Raw genomic sequence first — 19,274 nt, forward strand, 5'->3', positions numbered from 1 at the left:
TGAACGACAAATTTTTACGAAAAGGAGAATGGAAAAGTGACTAACATAACGCAACAATCATATAAAACGGCTAATTTTGAAACCTATTTAAATCGTGCAGGTGAAGGAAACTCAGAAGTGATTTTATTTTTACATGGCTCTGGACCAGGTGTTACATCGTTTGCAAACTGGCGTTACGCCTTAAATGCATGCTCTGAATCCTATGACTGTCTTGCGCCAGATCTCTTAGGTTTTGGAAACAGCAGCCATCCAGAGACTTTACCCAAGAACAGGCAAGGATGGATGGATTTATGGGTGAATCAACTTATCGAACTTCTAGATGATTTGGGTATTCAAAAGGCCCATTTAGTAGGGAATTCATTGGGATGCTCCATCGCCCTTGAGCTTTTATTAGAACATCCAGAACGATTTGACCGAGTGGTTTTAATGGGACCAGGTGGAACACCAAATACCAAACTAAGCCCAGAATTAGCTCGTGCGAAAGGATTTTATGACAATCCGTCACCAAAGAAGTTGCGTCAAATTATGAGCTGGTTTGTATACAATGCAGAGGAAATGGCACCAATTATCGATGAGGTCACTGATTACCGATATGAAACAGCTATGAAACCAGAAGTCCGTATCTCCAATGATTCAATTTTCGCAACAGCGGCCGTCCCAGTGCCCACTACAGCACTAAGAAGAATTGAGCATCCTGTACTCCTTGCGCATGGTCGGGATGACATGGTCTGCTCCGTAGAATCCAGCTATTACTTGCTCTCACATTTGCCGAATTCTCAGCTGCATGTCTATGGTAATTGTGGCCATTGGACGCAAATTGAAAAGCAGGAAAGCTTTAATTTTTTAATCCAGAACTATTTTGCTGATCGAATTTAAAAATTTTAGGAGGAATAGAAGATGACTTTACCTGAAATTGCAAAGTTGGGGCATGTCGCAATCGTCACACCAGATCTTGAAAAATCACTTTGGTTTTTCCGCGATGTAATCGGTTTAGAAGTAACCGAGGAAGTAAACGGTACGTATTATTTACGGGCATGGGGGGATTTTGAACATCACTCGCTTTCGTTGACAGCGGGGGATAGAGGATATGTGGATCATATCGGCTGGAGAACGAAGCGTCCGGAAGATGTCGAAGGTTTTGCTCAGCTGCTTCAAAAAGCAGGAACGGAAGTAAAATGGATTGAAGCAGGTGAAGAAACGGGTCAAGGGCGGGCCATTCGTTTTAAACTGCCAAGTCAGCATTCTTTTGAACTCTATTATGATGTAGAAAAACCTCAAGCGGATGAAAAAAGACGTTCAGTCTTGAAAAATCAAATCTACAAGTCCTGGGCTCGTGGCTGTTCTCCTAGAAGATTTGATCATGTTAATATTGCTACATCCATGGATGTGCAAGAAATCCTTGATTACTTAGGTGCTCAATTAGGCTTTAAATTGCGTGAATATGTGAGATATAACAATGAAAAAACCTTAGCCGGCTGGATGAGTGTGACGCCTCTCGTTCACGACATTGCCGTTATCACAAGACCGCAGGCAACAACGCCAAATCAGCTTCACCACATATCTTATTGGCTGGATAACGCACAGGATGTGTTACGTGCAGCAGATATTTTAAGTGAAGAAGGAATTAAGTTTATCGGCCCTGGAAAACACGGCGTTTCGCAAGCATTCTACTTATATGTGATTGACCCAGGCAGCGGCTGCCGAGTTGAATTGTTTAGCAATTCCTATTTAATTTTTGAACCAGACTGGGAACCAGTCGAGTGGACAGAGGAAGATCATTCGATTGCCAACACTTATTGGGGCGATTCAGTCATGGATAAAGAAATGAATAAAGCAACAATAGAGGCATAATTTAGCAAGCTGGCTCAAAGGTAATTGAGTCAGCTTTTTTAAAAAGGCTCTTTTCTTAAACTTTGATTTTAACAACAATCGTAGAGAAAACAGCCATTAAAAGAATTTCTTAGGAAGCGGGGCAAGTCGTTGTGAGTAATATCAAAATTTATGAAACAGATATCGTTGTAGTGGGTGCCGGGAACGCAGCTATGTGCGCTGCGGTATCAGCAAGAGAAAACGGTGCGAATGTTATCGTACTTGAAAAAGCATCAGAAGCTGAGAAAGGTGGGAACAGCACGTATACCCATGGTTCTATTCGGTTTGCCTATAACGGTGTCGAAGATTTAAAAGAAATTATGCCTGACCTTTCAACTGAAGATATAGCGGGCTCCGATTTTGGAGTCTATACCGAGGAAGAATTCTATGAAGATATGTGCCGTGTAACAGAATATCGGACCGACCCGGAATTAGCCTCAATTCTCACAGGAAAAAGTTTTGAGACGATGAAATGGCTTACCGCCCATAAGGTACGCTGGGTGCCTATATATGGTCGTCAAGCCTTTAAGGTAGACGGTAAATTTAAGTTTTGGGGCGGAATGATAGTTGAATCCGTCGGCGGGGGACCTGGATTAGTGGATTCCCTGCATAATGAAGCAGCTTCTTTAGGTGTGCAAATTCTATTTAATGCCATGGCTACTGAACTCATCCATGATAACCATGGTGTGCATGGAGTGATTTTCAAACACAATGGCATAACAACAAAGGTACATGCTAAAGCTGTGATCTTGGCCGCTGGAGGCTTTCACGCAAATCCAGAAATGAGGACTCGTTATTTAGGACCAAAATGGGACCTGGCCCATGCAAGAGGGAGCCGTTTTAATACCGGAGAAGGCATTCAAATGGCATTAAATATTGGTGCGCTTTCCACTGGTAATTGGTCAGGCTGTCATTCTGTCGGAGGGGATCGATATCTACCGGACTTTACAGAAGGCTTTCAAAAGCTCAGCTATCCTTTTGGAATCATGATAAACGCAGACGGAAGGCGCTTTGTGGATGAGGGTGCTGATTTCCGAAATTACACCTATGCAAAATATGGAAAATTAATTCTTGAACAGCCAGGACAATTTGCTTGGCAAATATTTGATCAAAAGGTATCTAGCCTATTACGAGAAGAATACAAGGGCAGGCAAGTAACGAGAGTAAAAGCCAATACACTAGAGGAATTAGCGGGAAAACTTGAAGGTGTGGACGCAGAAGGCTTTTTACAAACGGTTAAAGACTACAATGCGTCTATTCGGAAGGATATCCCGTTTAATCCAAATATCAAAGACGGCAGGTGTACAGAAGGATTAGCAGTACGTAAATCAAATTGGGCGAACACATTGGAGGACGGCCCGTTCGAAGGTTATGCCGTTACCTGCGGCATAACCTTTACCTTTGGAGGCTTAAAAATTAACCCAACCACGGAAGTACAAGATGTCCTATCCAAGCCTATCCCAGGATTGTATGCAGCGGGCGAATTAGTAGGAGGCTTATTTTACTTTAACTATCCAGGTGGAGCAGGACTAATGGCTGGATCTGTATTTGGAAAAATTGCAGGTGAGAATGCTGCTCAATTTATTAAAACAAAGGAAATCGTTAATTCATAGAAATCTGTACTTTTTACTAGCCTTGGGGACAGAAATAAGAATCTAAGTCTTAAAAACTAATAAAAGTTATCTAAAAATCTCGGAAAGTTGAAAGGTTTTTACCCTTTAAAATGTTTTTTTAATTTTCTAAAATTTAATTAAGAACTTCAGCAAATAAAGTAAAAAAGGAGAATAAAAATGACAAAAGTTTCCTATAGTGACACTTTTCTTGTAGATAAAGCCAAAGCCCTCGTTCCGAAACTAAAGGAAAGAGCAAAAGAAACAGAAGAAATTAGACGAATTCCTGATTCGACGATGAATGATTTAAAAGAGGCTGGACTTTTTAAGTTGCTTCGCCCGCGGATATATGGCGGCTATCAAACGAGTATGAGGACATATTCAGATTGTATAGTGGAAATTTCACGGGGCTGTGCTTCAACAGGCTGGATTTTATCACTATGTGCCATTCGAGAACTTATGGTAGCGGAATCATTTTCAGAAAGTACCCATCAGGAAATATTCGGAGAGAAGGAAGATGATGTCCTGTTTGCGGGTGTCTATGAACCGAGAAAGTGTATTGCCCGAAAAGTGGAGGGTGGATATTTAATCGAAGAAGGGTTCTGGATGTTTTGCTCAGGGTCGCTTCATGCTACTTGGGGATACTTCGGAATGGCGATCAGGGATGATGATGGAAACCTTGTTGATCAGGTGTTAATGACATTGCCGTTTGAAGAGGTAGAGATTATGGATGACTGGCATGTCATGGGACTAAAAGGCACAGGCAGTAATAGTGTAAAAATGACCAACGTATTTATCCCAGATCGTCGAGTGGTTTCATTTGCAGAAGTATTAAATGGACAATTTAAATCAGATCATTTACGAAATATCCCACTCTACAATACTGCACTTTTTCCAGCCTTAGCGTTGTCTTTAGCATTGCCCGGCTTAGGATTGGTAAAGGCTGCATTGGAATTTTTCCAGCAAGTACTCCCAAATCGAAAAGCTGCCCATATTGGTGTAGAAAATTTAGTTGATTCACCCACTCTCCATTCATTACTCGCTGATGCTGCTTTAAAAATTGACACCGCTTCCATGCATTATTACCGAGTTGCGGATGAACTAGATGCGTGGGCTGCCAGCGGCAAATTCATGGATAAGCCAGCACGAGTTAAGGCTTTAGCAGATATCGGTTATGCCAATCAAGTAAGTAAGGAAGCACTCGATATTTTAATTCTTGCCAGCGGTTCTGGATATGTGTATGAAGGTCATCCACTGCAAAGAATTTTCCGTGATTTTTGGACACTTTATTCACACAGAACCCTCTCACCGTTGATTACGAAAGAAAACTATGGCCGTGTTCTTTCAGGTTTAGAATCGAACGCGCTAAGATATTAAACTCTTTTAAAAAAACCTTAGTCAAGAAGAAAGGTGACTGTATGGAAACGATCTATATAAACCGTGATAATTTAGCAGATTGGCAGGGAAGAGCAAATGCATGTGTCATGGCCCTTGGTTTTTTTGACGGACTCCATTTTGGACATCGGGAAGTAATCAAAACGGCGTTAAGGATAGCGAAAGAAAAGGGTATGCAGCTTGCTGTCATGAGCTTCTTTCCACATCCTAAATCTGTTCTATCTAATGGGGAAAAACAAATTGACTATTTAATGCCCCTATCCGATAAAGAGAAAATTCTTTGTGAGCTTGGTGTCGATACATTTTATATTGTTGAATTCAATAGGGAATTTGCCTCGCTATCACCTGAACAATATGTGATGGATTATCTAGTCAAATTAGCTGTCATCCATGCAGTCGCTGGCTTTGATTTTTCTTATGGTTCCAAGGGGAAAGGAAACTTAGAAAGGTTGAAGAGGGATTCCGGCGGGATCATTGATGTGACGAAAGTTGAAAAAGTGATGTGCCGCGGCGAAAAGGTAAGTTCTTCCTGTATTCGTGAAAGACTTTCTGAAGGTAATGTCGAAGAACTACCTGATTTTCTCGGCCGTTATTATGAGGTGGAATGTAAGTGGGATGGTCAATCTTTCAAGCTGAATCCCTATTATACGCTGCCTGCACCAGGCAAGTATGCGGTAACGATTCGTAAAGGAAATTTATCAAATCCTACTGAAGTGAACGTCGAGGAAAAATCTTTCAAACCTGTTACCAAACTGCCGACATATATGATAGGGGAGCTATCGATTGTTTGGCATCAGTGTATCTCTGAGGAGGTTCCCTCTTCACGTACTATTATAAAAGTTGGAGGCTAAACTCTATGAATAAATGTGAAAATTTTCAAAAGCTGCTTCGTGAACCAGGTTCCTTTATCCTTCCTGGTGCCTATGATGCGATGTCTGCAAAATTAATCGAAGAAATGGGTTTTAAGGCGATTTACGCAACGGGGGCTGGTATTTCCAATGCACAGCTTGGCTGGGCAGACGTAGGACTTACCTCCCTAAAAGAAGTAGTTGATATTGTAACTCGAATGGCCGACGTTACCAATGTTCCAATTGTTGTGGATGGTGACACGGGCTTTGGAAATGCCATCAATGTTATACGAACGGTCAGAGAATTTGAACGTGCAGGAGTTGCAGCCATTCAAATAGAGGATCAAGTCTCGCCAAAGAAATGTGGACATTTTAGCGGTAAAGAAGTCATTACTAAGGAAGAAATGGTTGGTAAAATCAAGGCTGCATTAGATACAAGAAAAGATGAGAACCTTGCAATAATGGCACGGACTGATGCAATTGCCGTTAATGGTGTTGAAGATGCTATAGACAGGGCCTTTGCCTATTACGAAGCGGGCGCTGATATTATTTTTGTAGAAGCACCAGATACAATTGAACAACTACGACAAATTACTAGTTCACTTAAAGGAATGCCACAGGTCATTAATTTAGTAGAAGGTGGCAAAACTCCGCTAATTTCGTTAAAAGAAGCAGAAGAAATCGGATTCAAAATCATGCTTTGTGCCAATACCGTTCTTCGCTCTGCCATTAAAGGAATTACGGATTCTCTAAAAATATTAAAAGAAGAAGGTTCCCAAGAAAACCTATTAAATATGATTTGTACGTGGGAAGAAAGACAGTCACTATTCAAACTGGGTCAAATCAAAGAGTGGGAAAAGAAGTACTTAAATATTTAATTCTTTTAAGGAGGGCAAAAAATGGAGAGAGAATTAGATTATGACATTGTAGTGATTGGGTGCGGCGTGGCAGGAACAGCAGCAGCTTTGTCCGCTGCAGAAAGTGCCAAGAAAGCTGGAAGAGATATACGGATTGCCATACTGGAACGTGCAGATTTTGACCACAGAGGTGGAAATTCAAGGTGGACTGCCTCATATATGCGAATGAAGAATCTCGATGAAATAGCAGATAACTTTGTCGAGGACATGATGGCATTTTCAGATAACTTCTCGGATCGCGAGTACATAGAAACCCTCGCGCAAAACGCAGGAAGTACTTTACGTTGGGTTCAGGAAAAAGGGGTAGAGTTCGACTACTTACCGACGATGTTTTTAACTGCCTCAAAACCGCGATTACTTCCAGTTGGCGGCGGCAGAGCAATTATTGACACCTTATCTCGGCGAGCCGGAGGACTTGGGGTAGAGATTATTTATGAGGCCACCGCATGGAAATTACTTCTTGATGATGAAGGTGCTGTTAATGGACTGATGGTCCGAGTTAAAGGGGGAAACTCGCTTCAACTGAAAGTGGGTGCAGTTGTCCTTGCGGCAGGTGGGTTCCAAGGAAATCAAGAGATGATGGCACAATACATTGGCAGAGATGCCCATAAGATACCGACTGTTGCCGAGGGAGGACTATACAACAAAGGTGAAGCCATTCGCATGGCAATGTCAATTGGAGCAAAAGGTGCCGGTCAGTTTGATGCTTTCCATGCAGAACCAGTTGATCCAAGAAGCAAGCGGGAAGAGGCCGCAGTCATGACCTATCCCTATGCTATTTTGGTCGATAAAAATGGCAACCGATTTGTCGATGAAGGTATCACCACAATTGATGAGCAATATGAGGCGGTAGCCCGCAAGATATTCTACGATCTTCCTGGACATATTGCTTATATGATCAGTGATCAAAAGATGTATGATATCCCGAATTATGAACGGGCTTTGGAAACAGATAAACCTGCTATTGAGGCAGAATCACTCGGAGAGCTAGCTGAAAAAATTGGGGTTCCTGCTGATCAATTAACTGCAACAGTTGCGGCGTTTAATGCAGCTGTACAACCAGGGGAATTTCTTTGGGATCAGAAGGACGGTAAACAGGCCATTGGCATTATACCGCCTAAATCAAATTGGGCGATTACGATTGATAAGGCTCCATACATTGCCTACCCAATAGTCTGCTCCAATGTTTTTACCAATGGGGGCTTAGCATCAGACACGAATGGCCGGGTGTTATCACAGGATGATGATGTTATTCCTGGATTGTACGTAGCGGGTGAAACAGCTGGCCTTTACTATGGAAAATATCCAGGTGGCACATCCGTGCTCCGAGGGCTCGTGTTTGGCAAACGTGCTGGTGAACATGCAGCTTCTTACGTTAATAATGATAAAAAACTTGAAGTGTAATGAAAGGGTGATTTTCCTTGGAATTAAAAAATAAAGTCGCATTTGTTACTGGCGGCGGCCGAGGGATAGGCCGTGAAACATGTATACTCCTAGCAAATCACGGGGCAAAAGTAGCTGTTTTCTCTCGAAGTCTATCAGAAACTACGGAAGTGGCTAATTATATAAGGGAAGAGCTTGGTGGCGAAGCCATCGCTCTTGCAGGTGATGTACGCTCTGAGAATGATGTGAACAAAGCTGTTCAGGAAACGGTAGAAAAACTCGGAAGTGTTGATATTTTAATTAATAATGCTGGTGTCATGCTGCTTAAGCCATTTGATGAAACGAGTGTTGAAGAGTGGGACTTTGTCCAAGAAATCAATACCCGCGGTGTATTTTTATGTGCAAAAGCAGTCGTACCGCAAATGAAAGAGAAGAGAAATGGTGTCATTATCAATGTATCATCCATTTGGGGAACAAAAGGCGGTCCGGACAGAAGTGCCTATATTACCTCTAAATTTGCCGTAATTGGATTTACCAAAGCCTTAGGTGAAGAATTAAAACCATTCAATGTTAGGGTAAATGCGGTTTGCCCAGGACCAGTTGACACAAAGATGATGGAAGATATTGCACCAGATGTAAATAAAGATAATTGGCTGCATCCAATCGACATGGCAACTGTAATTGTTGATTTGTGTCTGCCAAAAATGAAAGCCGTATCGGCTGCCGTGATCGAAGCCTTTGGCAATGGAAGACCGGTAAATTTATGAAAATGCTGTGTTAAAAAAGATTATTTTTGTTTTATTAACCTGTTGATTTGCGCGGAAGGCACGAGACTCCTGCGGGATTAGCAGGTCAGGGTGAGACCCCGCAGTCGCGCAGCGATGAGGAGGCTCACCGACCGCCCGCGGAAAGCGAAGTGCCTGGAGTGCAAATCAACAGACCTGTTAAACACAGCTTTTAAAAATAATGTTAATTGAAAAGGGGAAAAGAAAATGGAAAACATGATAACAGCAATTGAATCAAAAAATATTAGTCTAGCCTTAGCAAATAAAATGCTTGAAGCTGCACTAACAAAGGGACAAGAGCTAGGTATCCCTTTTAGTATTGCGATTGTCGACAAACCTGGAAATTTAAAAGCATTCTATGCGATGGATGGTGCACCAGTACTAAGCCTTGAAATCGCTCAAAATAAGGCGTTTTCTGCTGCAGCCTATAATCGGGCAACACATGAATGGTATGACAGATTAAAGGACGATCCACCATTGCTGCATGGTATTGTTCATACGCCAAGATTAGTCATTTTTGGCGGTGGATATCCGATCAAAATCAATAATGAACTCATTGGTGGAATTGGAGTAAGTGGTGGACATTATTCGCATGACATGCAGGTATGTGAAGCGGCGTTGGAAGTGTTAAAGGCCTTTGAATCTGAGGAGTGATAGTGAATGGATAGCTATGATTTAATCATTCTAGGTGGTGGGCTTGCGGGTATGTGCGCTGCGGTTGAGGCAGGTGAGCAGGGTGCGAACATCCTGCTGCTTGAAAAACAGGATGAACTTGGCGGCAGCACCGTCCTTAGCTCAGGGTATATGGCATTTGCAGGTACGGATATGCAAGAGAAGGAAGGTATCCTCGATTCAACAGAATCCTTATTGGCTGATATGGTGGAGGTTGGTGGTGGAGTAAATGATCCATCACTCGTTGAGGCCTATGGCAGTCAACAACTAGAGACTTATCATTGGTTGGTTGACCACGGTATTGAGTTCAGATCGTTGGAAGCAGTAAGTGGTCATAGTGTGCCGCGCGGACATATTATTGACCCTCATCAAGCAATCCAATCTCTATACAAGCGGGTAAAGCAATTGCCAAATGTTCAGATTTGTTTCAATTGCCCTGCAAGCAGACTGCTAAAGAATGGTAGAGGACGAATTGATACCGTTTTGTACCAGGCGGATGGGGAAGAAAGAAAGGCTGTTGCTGCTAAAGGAGTGTTGATTGCCTCTGGTGGTTTTGCCAAAAGTGAAGAATTGCTTGGTCAGTTTGCCCCGCAATTAAAAGGTGCCTTAAGAATTGGCGGTGCTGGCAATCAAGGTGACGGTATTCGGATGGCATGGGATCATGGTGCATGGGTGAAGGACCTCCCATATTTAAATGGAACATACGGATTTCATCCAAGTGCTGCCGGAAAATTAAAGTCACAGGGTTTAGCTTTTTATAAAGGTGCCATTATGGTTAATCAGCTTGGGAAGCGGTTTGTGAATGAGTCTATTTCTTATAAATTATTAGGGAAAGCTGCCTTCGAGCAGCCGGAACAGATTAGCTATCAAGTATGGGATCAGACCGTGATGGAAAAGGGTGTATTTGATGATCCCCTCTATGATTTTGAGTTGCTTAAGAGGCGCAGACTTTTGTACAAAGCTGAAACGTTAGAAGAACTGGCTGATTGCATTGATGTTCCGCCAGAAGTACTGGAAGATACCATTTCTAGATACAACCAAAGCGTTCAAAACGGAGTTGACCTTGACTTTGGAAGAAAGGCTTTAACACATAACTACGGAAAACCAACGGCTATTGAAAAAGCACCTTACTATGCTTTAGAATCAACAGTAGCAATGCTAGCAACCTATGCTGGTGTAGCAGTAAATGCGAAAGCCCAGGTGTTGAATCCTTATGATGAACCGATTCCAGGTCTGTATGCAGCAGGGGAAGTAACGGGCGGATTCCACGGTGCAGGCTATATGACGGGAAGTTCGTTGGGGAAGGCAGCCGTATTTGGACGGATAGCCGTTTGGGCTGCTATGGAGCAGAATGCGGTAGTTTGAGCAAAACGCGGGGTAACGGGCGGATGCGGCGAAATACTGGCGGATAGCTAATTGGGGTAAACCTCAATATTTTTATATAAAAAAAGAAAAAGGAGGTCCTAGATATGAAAATCTGGCATCAAAGCCTTACCACAATTGACCGGGTGCCGCATTATCGGGATGCAATCATCAAACACGTAAGTAGAATTGCCCGCCCAGATGTAGAGGTTGTTTTACACGGTATGTCGGAAGAGACATATCCTTCCCATTACCCTGGGATATTTATTACCCATTCCTATTTACAAAATCTACACCGGGAACAGTTTGTCCGGGCTGCCCTGGTAGCGGAAAAAGCAGGGTACGATGCAATGTTCATTGCGACCATCCCAGACGTAGGTCTATTAGAGGCTCGGACGCTGGTAGATATTCCAGTAGTGGGGTATGGTCAAGCTTCCCTCCATATGGCATCGATGCTCGGTGACCGGATTGGCGTGGTGAATTTTTTGGCGCCGCTTGCGGATGAGCTTCGACAAAATGCTGATAAGTACGGTTTAGGAGGAAAGCTTGGACCTATTGTTCAGACAGAAGTGGGCTTTGACGATATAATGACCGGATTTAATGATCCTGAGTCGGTTATTGAATCTTTCAAAAAAGCAGCGGAGTTGGCCATTTCTGATGGAGCGGATGTCATCATTCCAGGCGAGGGTCCGATGAATGTCTTTTTAGCAACTCAGGGAATTTCTAGAATTGGCGATGTACCAGTAGTTGACTCCTTTGCAGCTGGAATTAAAATGTGTGAGTCACTCGTAGATTTACGTAAAAACTCCGGTGTCTACATGACAAGACGCGGTTACTATAATGCTAAGCCGCCAGCTGAGGCAGTGGCGAGGCTGAGGGAAATGTACGGACTTATTCCTACTCCTAATGAGATGGATGATACTGGGTTTTCGGTTAAGGGAGCAGGAGTAAAAAACTGATAGTCCTATATTATGTAAAAAAGCTCGCTAAAGGGAACCAAAAGAAATCAGACCATGTTAACAATACTGAGGTGAAATATATATGCACATCGTCGTCTGTCTTAAACAGGTTATTGACCCTGAAATTACACCAAAATATTTTAAAATAGATCCAGAGACGAATCGCCCAGAGATAAGTGACACCGATTTGGTACTTGATTCGTTTGCCGAAAATGCACTTGAACTGGCAATTCAACTTAGAGATAAAACACCTGGGGCGACCGTTACCGCTCTGTGCCTTGGGGATGAGGAATCGGAGGATGTACTTCGAAGAGCGCTTGCCTTTACGGCCAATGCGGCAGTCAGGGTATGGGATGAAGATTGGGGAAATTTAGATGGTCAAGCGGTTGGGCATATTCTTGCACAAACGATTGCATCCATAGGAGGAGCCCAGATTGTCCTGACAGGCTACCAAGCGAGTGATATCGAAGAAGGTCTCGTTGGACCTGTTATGGCAGAAGAATTAGGATTTCCATGCATGACTCACGTTTCCGACCTTGATGTCGAAGAAAAAAGTGTGAAGGCTACTATTGAAGTAGAAGGAGGGTATGCTGTTGTCAGTGTTCCATCTCCTGCAGTATTTACAATCATCAGCTCCGAGACAAATGTCCCAAGACTACCAAAAGTAAAGGATATTAGACTTGCGAGAAGTAAACCCATTGTACTTTTAGAATCAGAAGATCTTACTCTTGATCATGAACGCTGTCAAGCAGGTGTTAAGTTAGAGCGGGCATACGTAATGAATCGGGAAGTCGCTTGTGAGATTTTGCCTGGAAATGATGGTAATGACCTAGCTGGTAAATTAGCAGATAGGCTTTTGGAACTTAAGATTTTTTAGGAGGATTCAACAATGTCGAGAATTCTTGTATTTGCAAATCAACAGGGGGATGGCTTGAGTTCTGGAGCCAAAGAAGCGCTTCTCTTTGGCAGTCGCTTGGCTAGTTCCACTGGGGGTGAAGTTCGGTCCGTCACACTTGGACCTTTTGCTGAAGTTGGAGCTAGGGAAGCAATAGCCTATGGGGCAAGTATCGCCTATACCATTTCTAATCCATTATTAGCTGATTATGATGTTGAATTGTTTGTGAATAGCATTCATTCTGTTTTTCAACAGTCTGGAGCCGATATCCTTATCCTGTCCTTCGACAAGATGGGTAAGGATTTAGCAGGCAGATTAGCCACACGTACTGGTGCCTCTGCTATTACGGAAGTAATTGATTTCAATTTCAATGATGATAAATTATCTTGGATTCGGCCAATTTATGGAGATAAGGCGTTCGGAGAATACTCCACCACTCGACAGAAGGTAGTAGTTGGTATACGCCAAAGGAGCCAAAATGAGGAAGGGCCCGATGCAACACGAAAAGGGGAAATCATTGAGGTAGATTATACGCCAACAAAAGACATGATTGTAACCAAGTTGGTGGTAAAGATTCAAGCTGCGTTGGCTGATATTCGCCTTGAGGATGCACGAATTATCGTCTCCGGTGGTCGAGGCATTGAGGGGCCAGAAGGTTTTAATGAACTTCAGGTCCTTGCAAATCTATTGGGGGGTACGGTCGGTGCCTCGCGCGCTGCATGTGACGCTGGCTGGGTTCCATCAAACCTGCAGGTCGGTCAGACGGGTGCAGTCGTTGCACCTGATTTATATATTGCAGTTGGAATATCTGGTGCCAGTCAGCATCTTGCTGGAATCACTAACGCCAAGACAGTGGTGGCGATTAACACAGACCCTGAAGCACCAATCTTCAAACGTGCCAATATTGGTGTTGTTGCAGACTATATAAAAGTTATTCAACCACTTACGGAAAAGCTGAAAAAAGTACTTGTTTAAATGAGCGTTTTACTCCTATGGCTAACGTTGATTGTAATATGCCCTTATTTTTAATAAAAAATCCGTTTGGTTCAAATACCATACGGTTTTTTTTATGTAAAAATACACGATAATTACCATTAATATTTATTGAAAAATAAACAAAAATAAGAAGGCAAAACAATAATTTTGCAAGGGGGTAATAATATTGATAAAAAAGCCACTAGGCTTACTATTATCAGGGGTTTTGACTATCGGTTTAGCTGCATGTAATAACAATGGTAATGATGCAGCAGATGAAGTCCGTACTGGAATGAATAATCGCAACAACACAACATTAAATGTTGGAAACAACAGAGATGACGGCATAGACCATAACGGGCTGTTAACTGAGGATTATACCAATAACAATAATAGTGATAGCGATTGGGACCGAAATCGTAACAACCGAAACAATGTGACCAATGTAAATAACGACCGTAATAACAATCGATACAATAATAGAAATGTGAATAACACTGATCGACATATATTTAACGATCGTAATGTGAATTACAATAATTACAACAACAATTATCGTAATATGAATACTACGAATGATGCGTTAAATATTTCAGCGGATCGTACCACACTGGATAGTAAAAGCTACCCGCATACAAAAGCGATTTTGATTCAACATGCTCAGTATCGGTATATCCCATTCGGTTCTGTACAGTGGTATCAATTTGGAGGAAACCAGCAAGGACAAACTCCAAATCAACAACAAGGGCCGGTAACACCAACGCCTGCTCCAGTGGCACCGACACCTGGACCTGCGCCTGCTCCAGTAGCACCAACGGCACCAGCACCAACGGCACCAGCACCAACGGCACCGGCACCAGCTGCACCAGCACCGACAGCACCAGCACCAAAACCAGCTGCGCCAACACCAAAAACAGCAGCTCCAACTCCAGCTACTGGTGATGTCAGTCAATATGTAAAGCAGGTTATTGATTTAACGAATGCACAGCGAAGCAAAAATGGATTACCAGCTTTAAAATCTGATTCACAATTAAGTGGAGTTGCACAAAAGAAATCAGTCGACATGCAGCAAAATAACTATTTTTCACATACAAGCCCAACGTATGGTTCACCATTTGACATGATGAGAGACTTTGGAGTGACGTATAAGTCTGCAGGGGAAAATATCGCCCAAGGACAACGGACACCGCAAGAAGTTGTGAATGCATGGATGAATAGTGAAGGTCATCGGAAAAACATTTTAAGTGCCAACTTTACTCATATCGGAGTAGGATATGAAAAGGCAGGCAACCACTGGACACAAATGTTTATAGGTAAATAAAAAATAAAAGGAATCCAACTGGATTCCTTTTTCTAAATACAATAGTGTAACAATTGTAATAATTTTAGGAAAAATGAAACATTTTTGTCCCTAAAACGTCTAATATGTATAGAGGTATTTGGGGGGAATAACAATGAACGTGATAAAATATAGCTCAATGTTGCTGGTTTTTTTGATGATGATGGTTGGATGTTCCTCCGAAGGAATAAATGCTGATAAGGAAGTTGAACATCCTATACTCTCGCAAAATTCAGCTAATAAAGGAATCCTAAAGAATTATCAAGATACTTCACAGATAAATAGTGAAATTAATAGTAAAGAAACGCAAAATTCTCCAACAAATACATTACCCGTAAAAGAAAAGGACACAGAAACACCGGTTGTTTCACAAGTATCCTCAGGTCAACCAGAAGAAGATGTAAAGTTAGAAGAAGATCAATCGGATGATTTTATTGTTATTGAAGGAACAAAATATATTAATTTGATGCATGAAGAAAAATTTACTGATTGGATAACAATTGCCGAAAAATACGGGGCAAAACTTTATGCAATTCCGTATTCTGATGTTTTTGCCATTGTCAAAGATGGAGAGGTACTTGTGGGAATGAGTACTGGTGTTGCAAATGCTAAATCAAATCATATAGATATTCTAAGCGAGATGATGTCAGACAAGGGCGTGTATGCTCCTGATATTATTAACGGAATTAAACAGGTAAACCGAACCGGTGAAAGTGTACATTTGGTCGGACCGGAAGAAATTGATGATGATTTTTCGATTTTTAAGCAGGATGATTGGATTGTCGTTTCATGGTGAAATTTAAGCCCCTCTCAATTTAGAGGGGTTTTGTTTTTATTTATTTTATTTATCCACAAAAAGGGAGGCGTGCCCTTAAGAAGCTCACCTCCCATATTCTAACGACGATGCTCAATAAGGTCTATTACTCCTAATACTACATGGGCCAAACCAAATCCAAAAACGGTATTCGCAATCATCTTGTTTGAACCACGTTTTTGTTTCAAAGCGTAACCGGTAGCTGTAACAGCTGATCCTAATGCAGTTGGTATTAAACCTTCACGAATATTCATAGTAATATCCCCCTACATCATTGTTAGTTGGTGTTTATTCACCATCGTTATTTTTGCCTTAATAGGTTTAAATATGCTGCATCCTCTGGGATTTAATAGTTATTTCCCTTGTTTGAATGATCAAAACTTGAATAAAAAACCATTGTCCTTTGTTGTACAAGCCTAAAAACGAGTAATATTAGCGCATTTCCCTTATACTAAAAACGAACAATGGAATTGGAGGGATTAATCATGAAAATCGAAATGTGGACTGATTTTGCTTGACCATTTTGCTATATTGGCAAGAAGCGTCTGGATGACGCTCTTAAGCAGATTGACCACCCCATTGAAGTGACATATCGTAGCTATGAATTGGATCCAAAAATGGGACGGGATGTAAAAGAAAGTATGAATGAAATGCTAGCAAAAAAATATGGTATGAGCATTGCGCAGGCAAAGGCAAATACCGACAGAGTTGTCCAAATGGCGAAGGAAGTTGGATTGGATTATCACATGGATACTCTCATTCAAACGAACACCTTTGATGCACACCGTTTAACGTTGTATGCAAAAACTCAGGGACGAATGAAAGAGATGACCGAGCGAATTCTCCATGCTTATTTTACTGAATCCAAACATATTGGCGATCACGAAACCTTAACGGAACTGGCTGTAGAGGTAGGATTGAATAGGGAAGAAGTAGCAAAAATGCTTGCAAGCGAAGAAATGGCAGATGCTGTACGTGCAGATGAGCAAACTGCGAAACAATATGGGGTTACAGGTGTCCCATTCTTCCTGATTAATAAAAAATATGCCCTTACCGGTGCCCAGCCAACAGAGACGTTTATTCAGGCGTTAAAGAAAGTAATTGCAGAAAATGAAATCACCGTACTAAACAGTCAAGATGGAGATTTCTGTGATGACGATGGCTGTGAAATTCCTAAAAAATAGCAACATATACAAAAAGGGACGGCAATCGAGCCGTCCTTTTTTGATCTAATCTTGCAATCATATTTCGTTTTTCCCCAGACTCCTACTCATTCCACTGCTAATACTTCTAACGTTTAATTTTAGAATCATCTTTCCATATCCTCTTTGAAAAAATTGAATTTTTGGATGTAGTGACAAATGTCATTTTTTTAACTTAATTTAGTTAGTATACTAACTAAATAGGAGGCGTTTATGGATAATATCGGTTATTTACTAATGAAGGTTGCAAAAGAACTTAGGTATGAATTAACAAATGAATTGAAATCATTTGGAATTACTACTTCACAATGGGCGGTTTTAAAAAGATTAGAAATAGAGGAAAAAAGAAAATCTCCATATGACAATAGAACAGCTGTTGAAATTGCATCTAAACTTGATTTTGATAAACCTACAATTTCCGGAATTATCACACGGTTGTTCGAAAAAGGAATGATTAAGAAGGAGCCACATCCAAATGATAAAAGAGCTATTATCTTGTATTTAACAGAGGATGCAAAAGAAATAATCCCAAAAATTGAATTGGTAAGTGATCGGGTCATTGAACAATCATTAAGTAGTTTTACTACGGAGGAACGCGAACTATTTTTATTCTTATTAAAAAAGATGGATATCAAAATAAGTAAAGGGGAGAACCCAAGATGAAAGTTTTAGTAACAGGATCAACTGGTAATATTGGGTATTATGTTGTAGAAGAATTATTAAAAAGAGACGTAAAAGTAAAAGCAGCGGTTACCAGTTTGGATAAAGGGAAAAAGATATTTGCTAATCTGCAGGTTGAGCTAACGGCCTTGGATTTTTTAAAGCAAGAAACGTTTTCTCGAGCTTTAGAAGGGGTGTCAAAGATCTTTTTAATGCGTCCACCTCATCTAGCAAAACCAAAAAATGATATATTACCATTTTTGCAAGACGCCAAAAAAATGGGGGTCGAACAAATTGTATTCGTTTCATTACTAGGGGTTGAAAAAAATCCTGTGGTTCCACACCGAAAAATAGAAGTTTTTATACGTGAGTTAGGATTTCAATATACATTTTTAAGACCCAGCTTCTTTATGCAAAACCTAAATACAACTCACCAGGATGATATATTACTTAGGGATGAATTATTCATGCCTGTTGGCAAAGCGAAAACCAGCTTTGTTGATACGAGAGATATTGCCGAAGTAGCTGCAGTTTGTTTAACGGAAGAAGGACATAGTAATCAAGCATATACACTGACAGGCGGAGAAGCAATTAACTATTATAAAGTTGCTTCGATTATGTCGGAAGTGCTTGGACGGAAAATCACCTATAAAAACCCAGGAATATTTAAATTTAGAAGGAGTCTGATACAACGAGGGACGCCAAAAGAATTTGCAAACGTGATGACCATGTTATACACCATGACAAAGCTTGGTACTGCTCAAACCGTGACAGGGACTGTAGAAAAGCTATTAAACCGGAAACCCATTACATTTAGACAATACGTAGAGAGTCATCGGAATTATTTTCAGAAATAACTAAATGCCAGTGTAGGTGTCTGGAAGTCATCAGCCCCAACGAATGCTCTATATGCTCAAAAGTATGGAGCTGATGCTTCATTTGCTTCTAAATGAAATTTACCTGAAGAAAAACATTTTACAAAAAATTATTACTGTAAAAGTCGATTTAGAAATTCTACATGCTGTCTGTCTTTATCTAGTATCTCTTCAATTAATTGGCGGCTTTCAGTATCCAGATCTCCTTTTACAATTTCTTCTGAAATTTGAATCCCATAATAATCTTCTCCCGTTAATGCACTTTCGATAATGCCTGAAGAAGTATCAGGAATCTTAAATTGTCCAAAAAAACCTTGGATTGAGCCGATCATCCCTTCATCATCTACTGGTGTACCTCCAAGGTTTTGGATTCTTTCTGCAACCATTAATGCATGGTTCTTATGCTCCTGTTGAATTCTCTGAAATTCACCTTTTATGTAAGGGTCCATTAATTTTTGTATATGGTGTTCGTAAGCATGAATCCCCATGTATTGACCCTTTAGAAATTGATTTAAAGTTTCTACTACGTCATTGCCTGTCATATGTTTCACTCCTTTTTTTTATTATTTTCTACTGATAATATTTGTTTATCCCACTGGAGGTATTTATGAAAAAATATGCATTAATTTGGTTAGGTAGATGTAACCCATGAACCCACTAGCTCTGCCATGTCTCAAGCTCCAAGCCAAGAGAAATTAGATGAAATGGCATTTA

At 41.1% G+C, this 19,274-nt stretch carries 20 protein-coding genes; 18 read left to right on the top strand and 2 right to left on the bottom strand.

The window, feature by feature from the left end; translation table 11 throughout:
* Positions 1–36: 36 nt before the first annotated feature.
* The 15 genes from V7124_RS01240 (at position 37) to V7124_RS01310 (ending at position 15,805) form a co-directional block, all read left to right on the top strand.
* On the top strand, positions 37–876 hold the full coding sequence (locus tag V7124_RS01240; protein ID WP_335485132.1) for an alpha/beta fold hydrolase: 840 nt from the start codon (positions 37–39) through the stop codon (positions 874–876).
* Between the two features lie 21 nt (positions 877–897).
* Positions 898–1,851 carry a VOC family protein gene (locus V7124_RS01245; protein ID WP_335485135.1) on the top strand — a complete coding sequence of 318 codons (954 nt, stop codon included), beginning with the start codon at positions 898–900 and terminating at the stop codon, positions 1,849–1,851.
* A 131-nt stretch (positions 1,852–1,982) separates the two neighbouring features.
* Complete coding sequence (gene tcuA / locus V7124_RS01250; RefSeq protein WP_335485138.1) at positions 1,983–3,482, top strand: FAD-dependent tricarballylate dehydrogenase TcuA; 1,500 nt, start codon at positions 1,983–1,985, stop codon at positions 3,480–3,482.
* Between the two features lie 177 nt (positions 3,483–3,659).
* Complete coding sequence (locus V7124_RS01255; protein ID WP_335485141.1) at positions 3,660–4,856, top strand: acyl-CoA dehydrogenase family protein; 1,197 nt, start codon at positions 3,660–3,662, stop codon at positions 4,854–4,856.
* Positions 4,857–4,897: 41 nt separating this feature from the next.
* Positions 4,898–5,725: an FAD synthetase family protein gene (locus V7124_RS01260; RefSeq protein ID WP_335485143.1), complete on the top strand. Its 828-nt coding sequence runs from the start codon at positions 4,898–4,900 to the stop codon at positions 5,723–5,725.
* A 5-nt stretch (positions 5,726–5,730) separates the two neighbouring features.
* On the top strand, positions 5,731–6,600 hold the full coding sequence (locus V7124_RS01265; RefSeq protein WP_335413541.1) for an isocitrate lyase/PEP mutase family protein: 870 nt from the start codon (positions 5,731–5,733) through the stop codon (positions 6,598–6,600).
* Between the two features lie 21 nt (positions 6,601–6,621).
* On the top strand, positions 6,622–8,043 hold the full coding sequence (locus V7124_RS01270) for an FAD-binding protein (RefSeq protein ID WP_335413539.1): 1,422 nt from the start codon (positions 6,622–6,624) through the stop codon (positions 8,041–8,043).
* A gap of 17 nt (positions 8,044–8,060) precedes the next feature.
* On the top strand, positions 8,061–8,789 hold the full coding sequence (locus V7124_RS01275) for an SDR family NAD(P)-dependent oxidoreductase (RefSeq protein WP_335485146.1): 729 nt from the start codon (positions 8,061–8,063) through the stop codon (positions 8,787–8,789).
* Positions 8,790–9,014: 225 nt separating this feature from the next.
* The gene (locus tag V7124_RS01280) at positions 9,015–9,461 is read left to right on the top strand and encodes a GlcG/HbpS family heme-binding protein (RefSeq protein ID WP_335485149.1); all 447 of its coding nucleotides are present in this window, start codon (positions 9,015–9,017) and stop codon (positions 9,459–9,461) included.
* 6 nt (positions 9,462–9,467) lie between these two features.
* Positions 9,468–10,844: an FAD-dependent oxidoreductase gene (locus V7124_RS01285; protein ID WP_335485151.1), complete on the top strand. Its 1,377-nt coding sequence runs from the start codon at positions 9,468–9,470 to the stop codon at positions 10,842–10,844.
* 104 nt (positions 10,845–10,948) lie between these two features.
* Complete coding sequence (locus V7124_RS01290; RefSeq protein WP_335485154.1) at positions 10,949–11,800, top strand: aspartate/glutamate racemase family protein; 852 nt, start codon at positions 10,949–10,951, stop codon at positions 11,798–11,800.
* A gap of 82 nt (positions 11,801–11,882) precedes the next feature.
* Complete coding sequence (locus V7124_RS01295) at positions 11,883–12,677, top strand: electron transfer flavoprotein subunit beta/FixA family protein (RefSeq protein ID WP_335485156.1); 795 nt, start codon at positions 11,883–11,885, stop codon at positions 12,675–12,677.
* A 12-nt stretch (positions 12,678–12,689) separates the two neighbouring features.
* The gene (locus V7124_RS01300) at positions 12,690–13,670 is read left to right on the top strand and encodes an electron transfer flavoprotein subunit alpha/FixB family protein (protein ID WP_335485158.1); all 981 of its coding nucleotides are present in this window, start codon (positions 12,690–12,692) and stop codon (positions 13,668–13,670) included.
* A 562-nt stretch (positions 13,671–14,232) separates the two neighbouring features.
* Positions 14,233–14,991, top strand: a complete 759-nt coding sequence (locus tag V7124_RS01305; RefSeq protein WP_335485198.1) for a CAP domain-containing protein — start codon at positions 14,233–14,235, stop codon at positions 14,989–14,991.
* A 133-nt stretch (positions 14,992–15,124) separates the two neighbouring features.
* The gene (locus V7124_RS01310; protein ID WP_335485161.1) at positions 15,125–15,805 is read left to right on the top strand and encodes a hypothetical protein; all 681 of its coding nucleotides are present in this window, start codon (positions 15,125–15,127) and stop codon (positions 15,803–15,805) included.
* Positions 15,806–15,903: 98 nt separating this feature from the next.
* Here V7124_RS01310 and V7124_RS01315 read toward each other — a convergent pair whose 3' ends face one another.
* Positions 15,904–16,077 (bottom strand): asparagine synthase, encoded by a 174-nt coding sequence (locus tag V7124_RS01315; protein WP_230495269.1) that lies wholly within the window; start codon positions 16,075–16,077, stop codon positions 15,904–15,906.
* A 231-nt stretch (positions 16,078–16,308) separates the two neighbouring features.
* Between V7124_RS01315 and V7124_RS01320 the strand changes: the two genes are divergently transcribed.
* The 3 genes from V7124_RS01320 to V7124_RS01330 all read left to right on the top strand — a co-directional run bounded on the left by V7124_RS01320 (position 16,309) and on the right by V7124_RS01330 (position 18,542).
* On the top strand, positions 16,309–17,007 hold the full coding sequence (locus V7124_RS01320) for a DsbA family oxidoreductase (RefSeq protein WP_420490496.1): 699 nt from the start codon (positions 16,309–16,311) through the stop codon (positions 17,005–17,007).
* Positions 17,008–17,238: 231 nt separating this feature from the next.
* Positions 17,239–17,688, top strand: coding sequence for a MarR family winged helix-turn-helix transcriptional regulator (locus V7124_RS01325; RefSeq protein ID WP_335485164.1), 450 nt, complete (start codon positions 17,239–17,241; stop codon positions 17,686–17,688).
* Positions 17,685–18,542 (top strand): SDR family oxidoreductase, encoded by an 858-nt coding sequence (locus tag V7124_RS01330; RefSeq protein ID WP_335485167.1) that lies wholly within the window; start codon positions 17,685–17,687, stop codon positions 18,540–18,542. Before V7124_RS01325 ends, V7124_RS01330 begins: the two co-directional genes overlap by 4 nt.
* Positions 18,543–18,673: 131 nt before the next feature.
* Here V7124_RS01330 and V7124_RS01335 read toward each other — a convergent pair whose 3' ends face one another.
* Positions 18,674–19,102, bottom strand: a complete 429-nt coding sequence (locus V7124_RS01335; RefSeq protein ID WP_335485169.1) for a ferritin-like domain-containing protein — start codon at positions 19,100–19,102, stop codon at positions 18,674–18,676.
* Positions 19,103–19,274: the final 172 nt, after the last annotated feature.

The sequence above is a fragment of the Neobacillus niacini genome (genome assembly GCF_036961885.1).
Taxonomy (GTDB): Bacteria; Bacillota; Bacilli; order Bacillales; family Cytobacillaceae; genus Neobacillus; species Neobacillus niacini_H.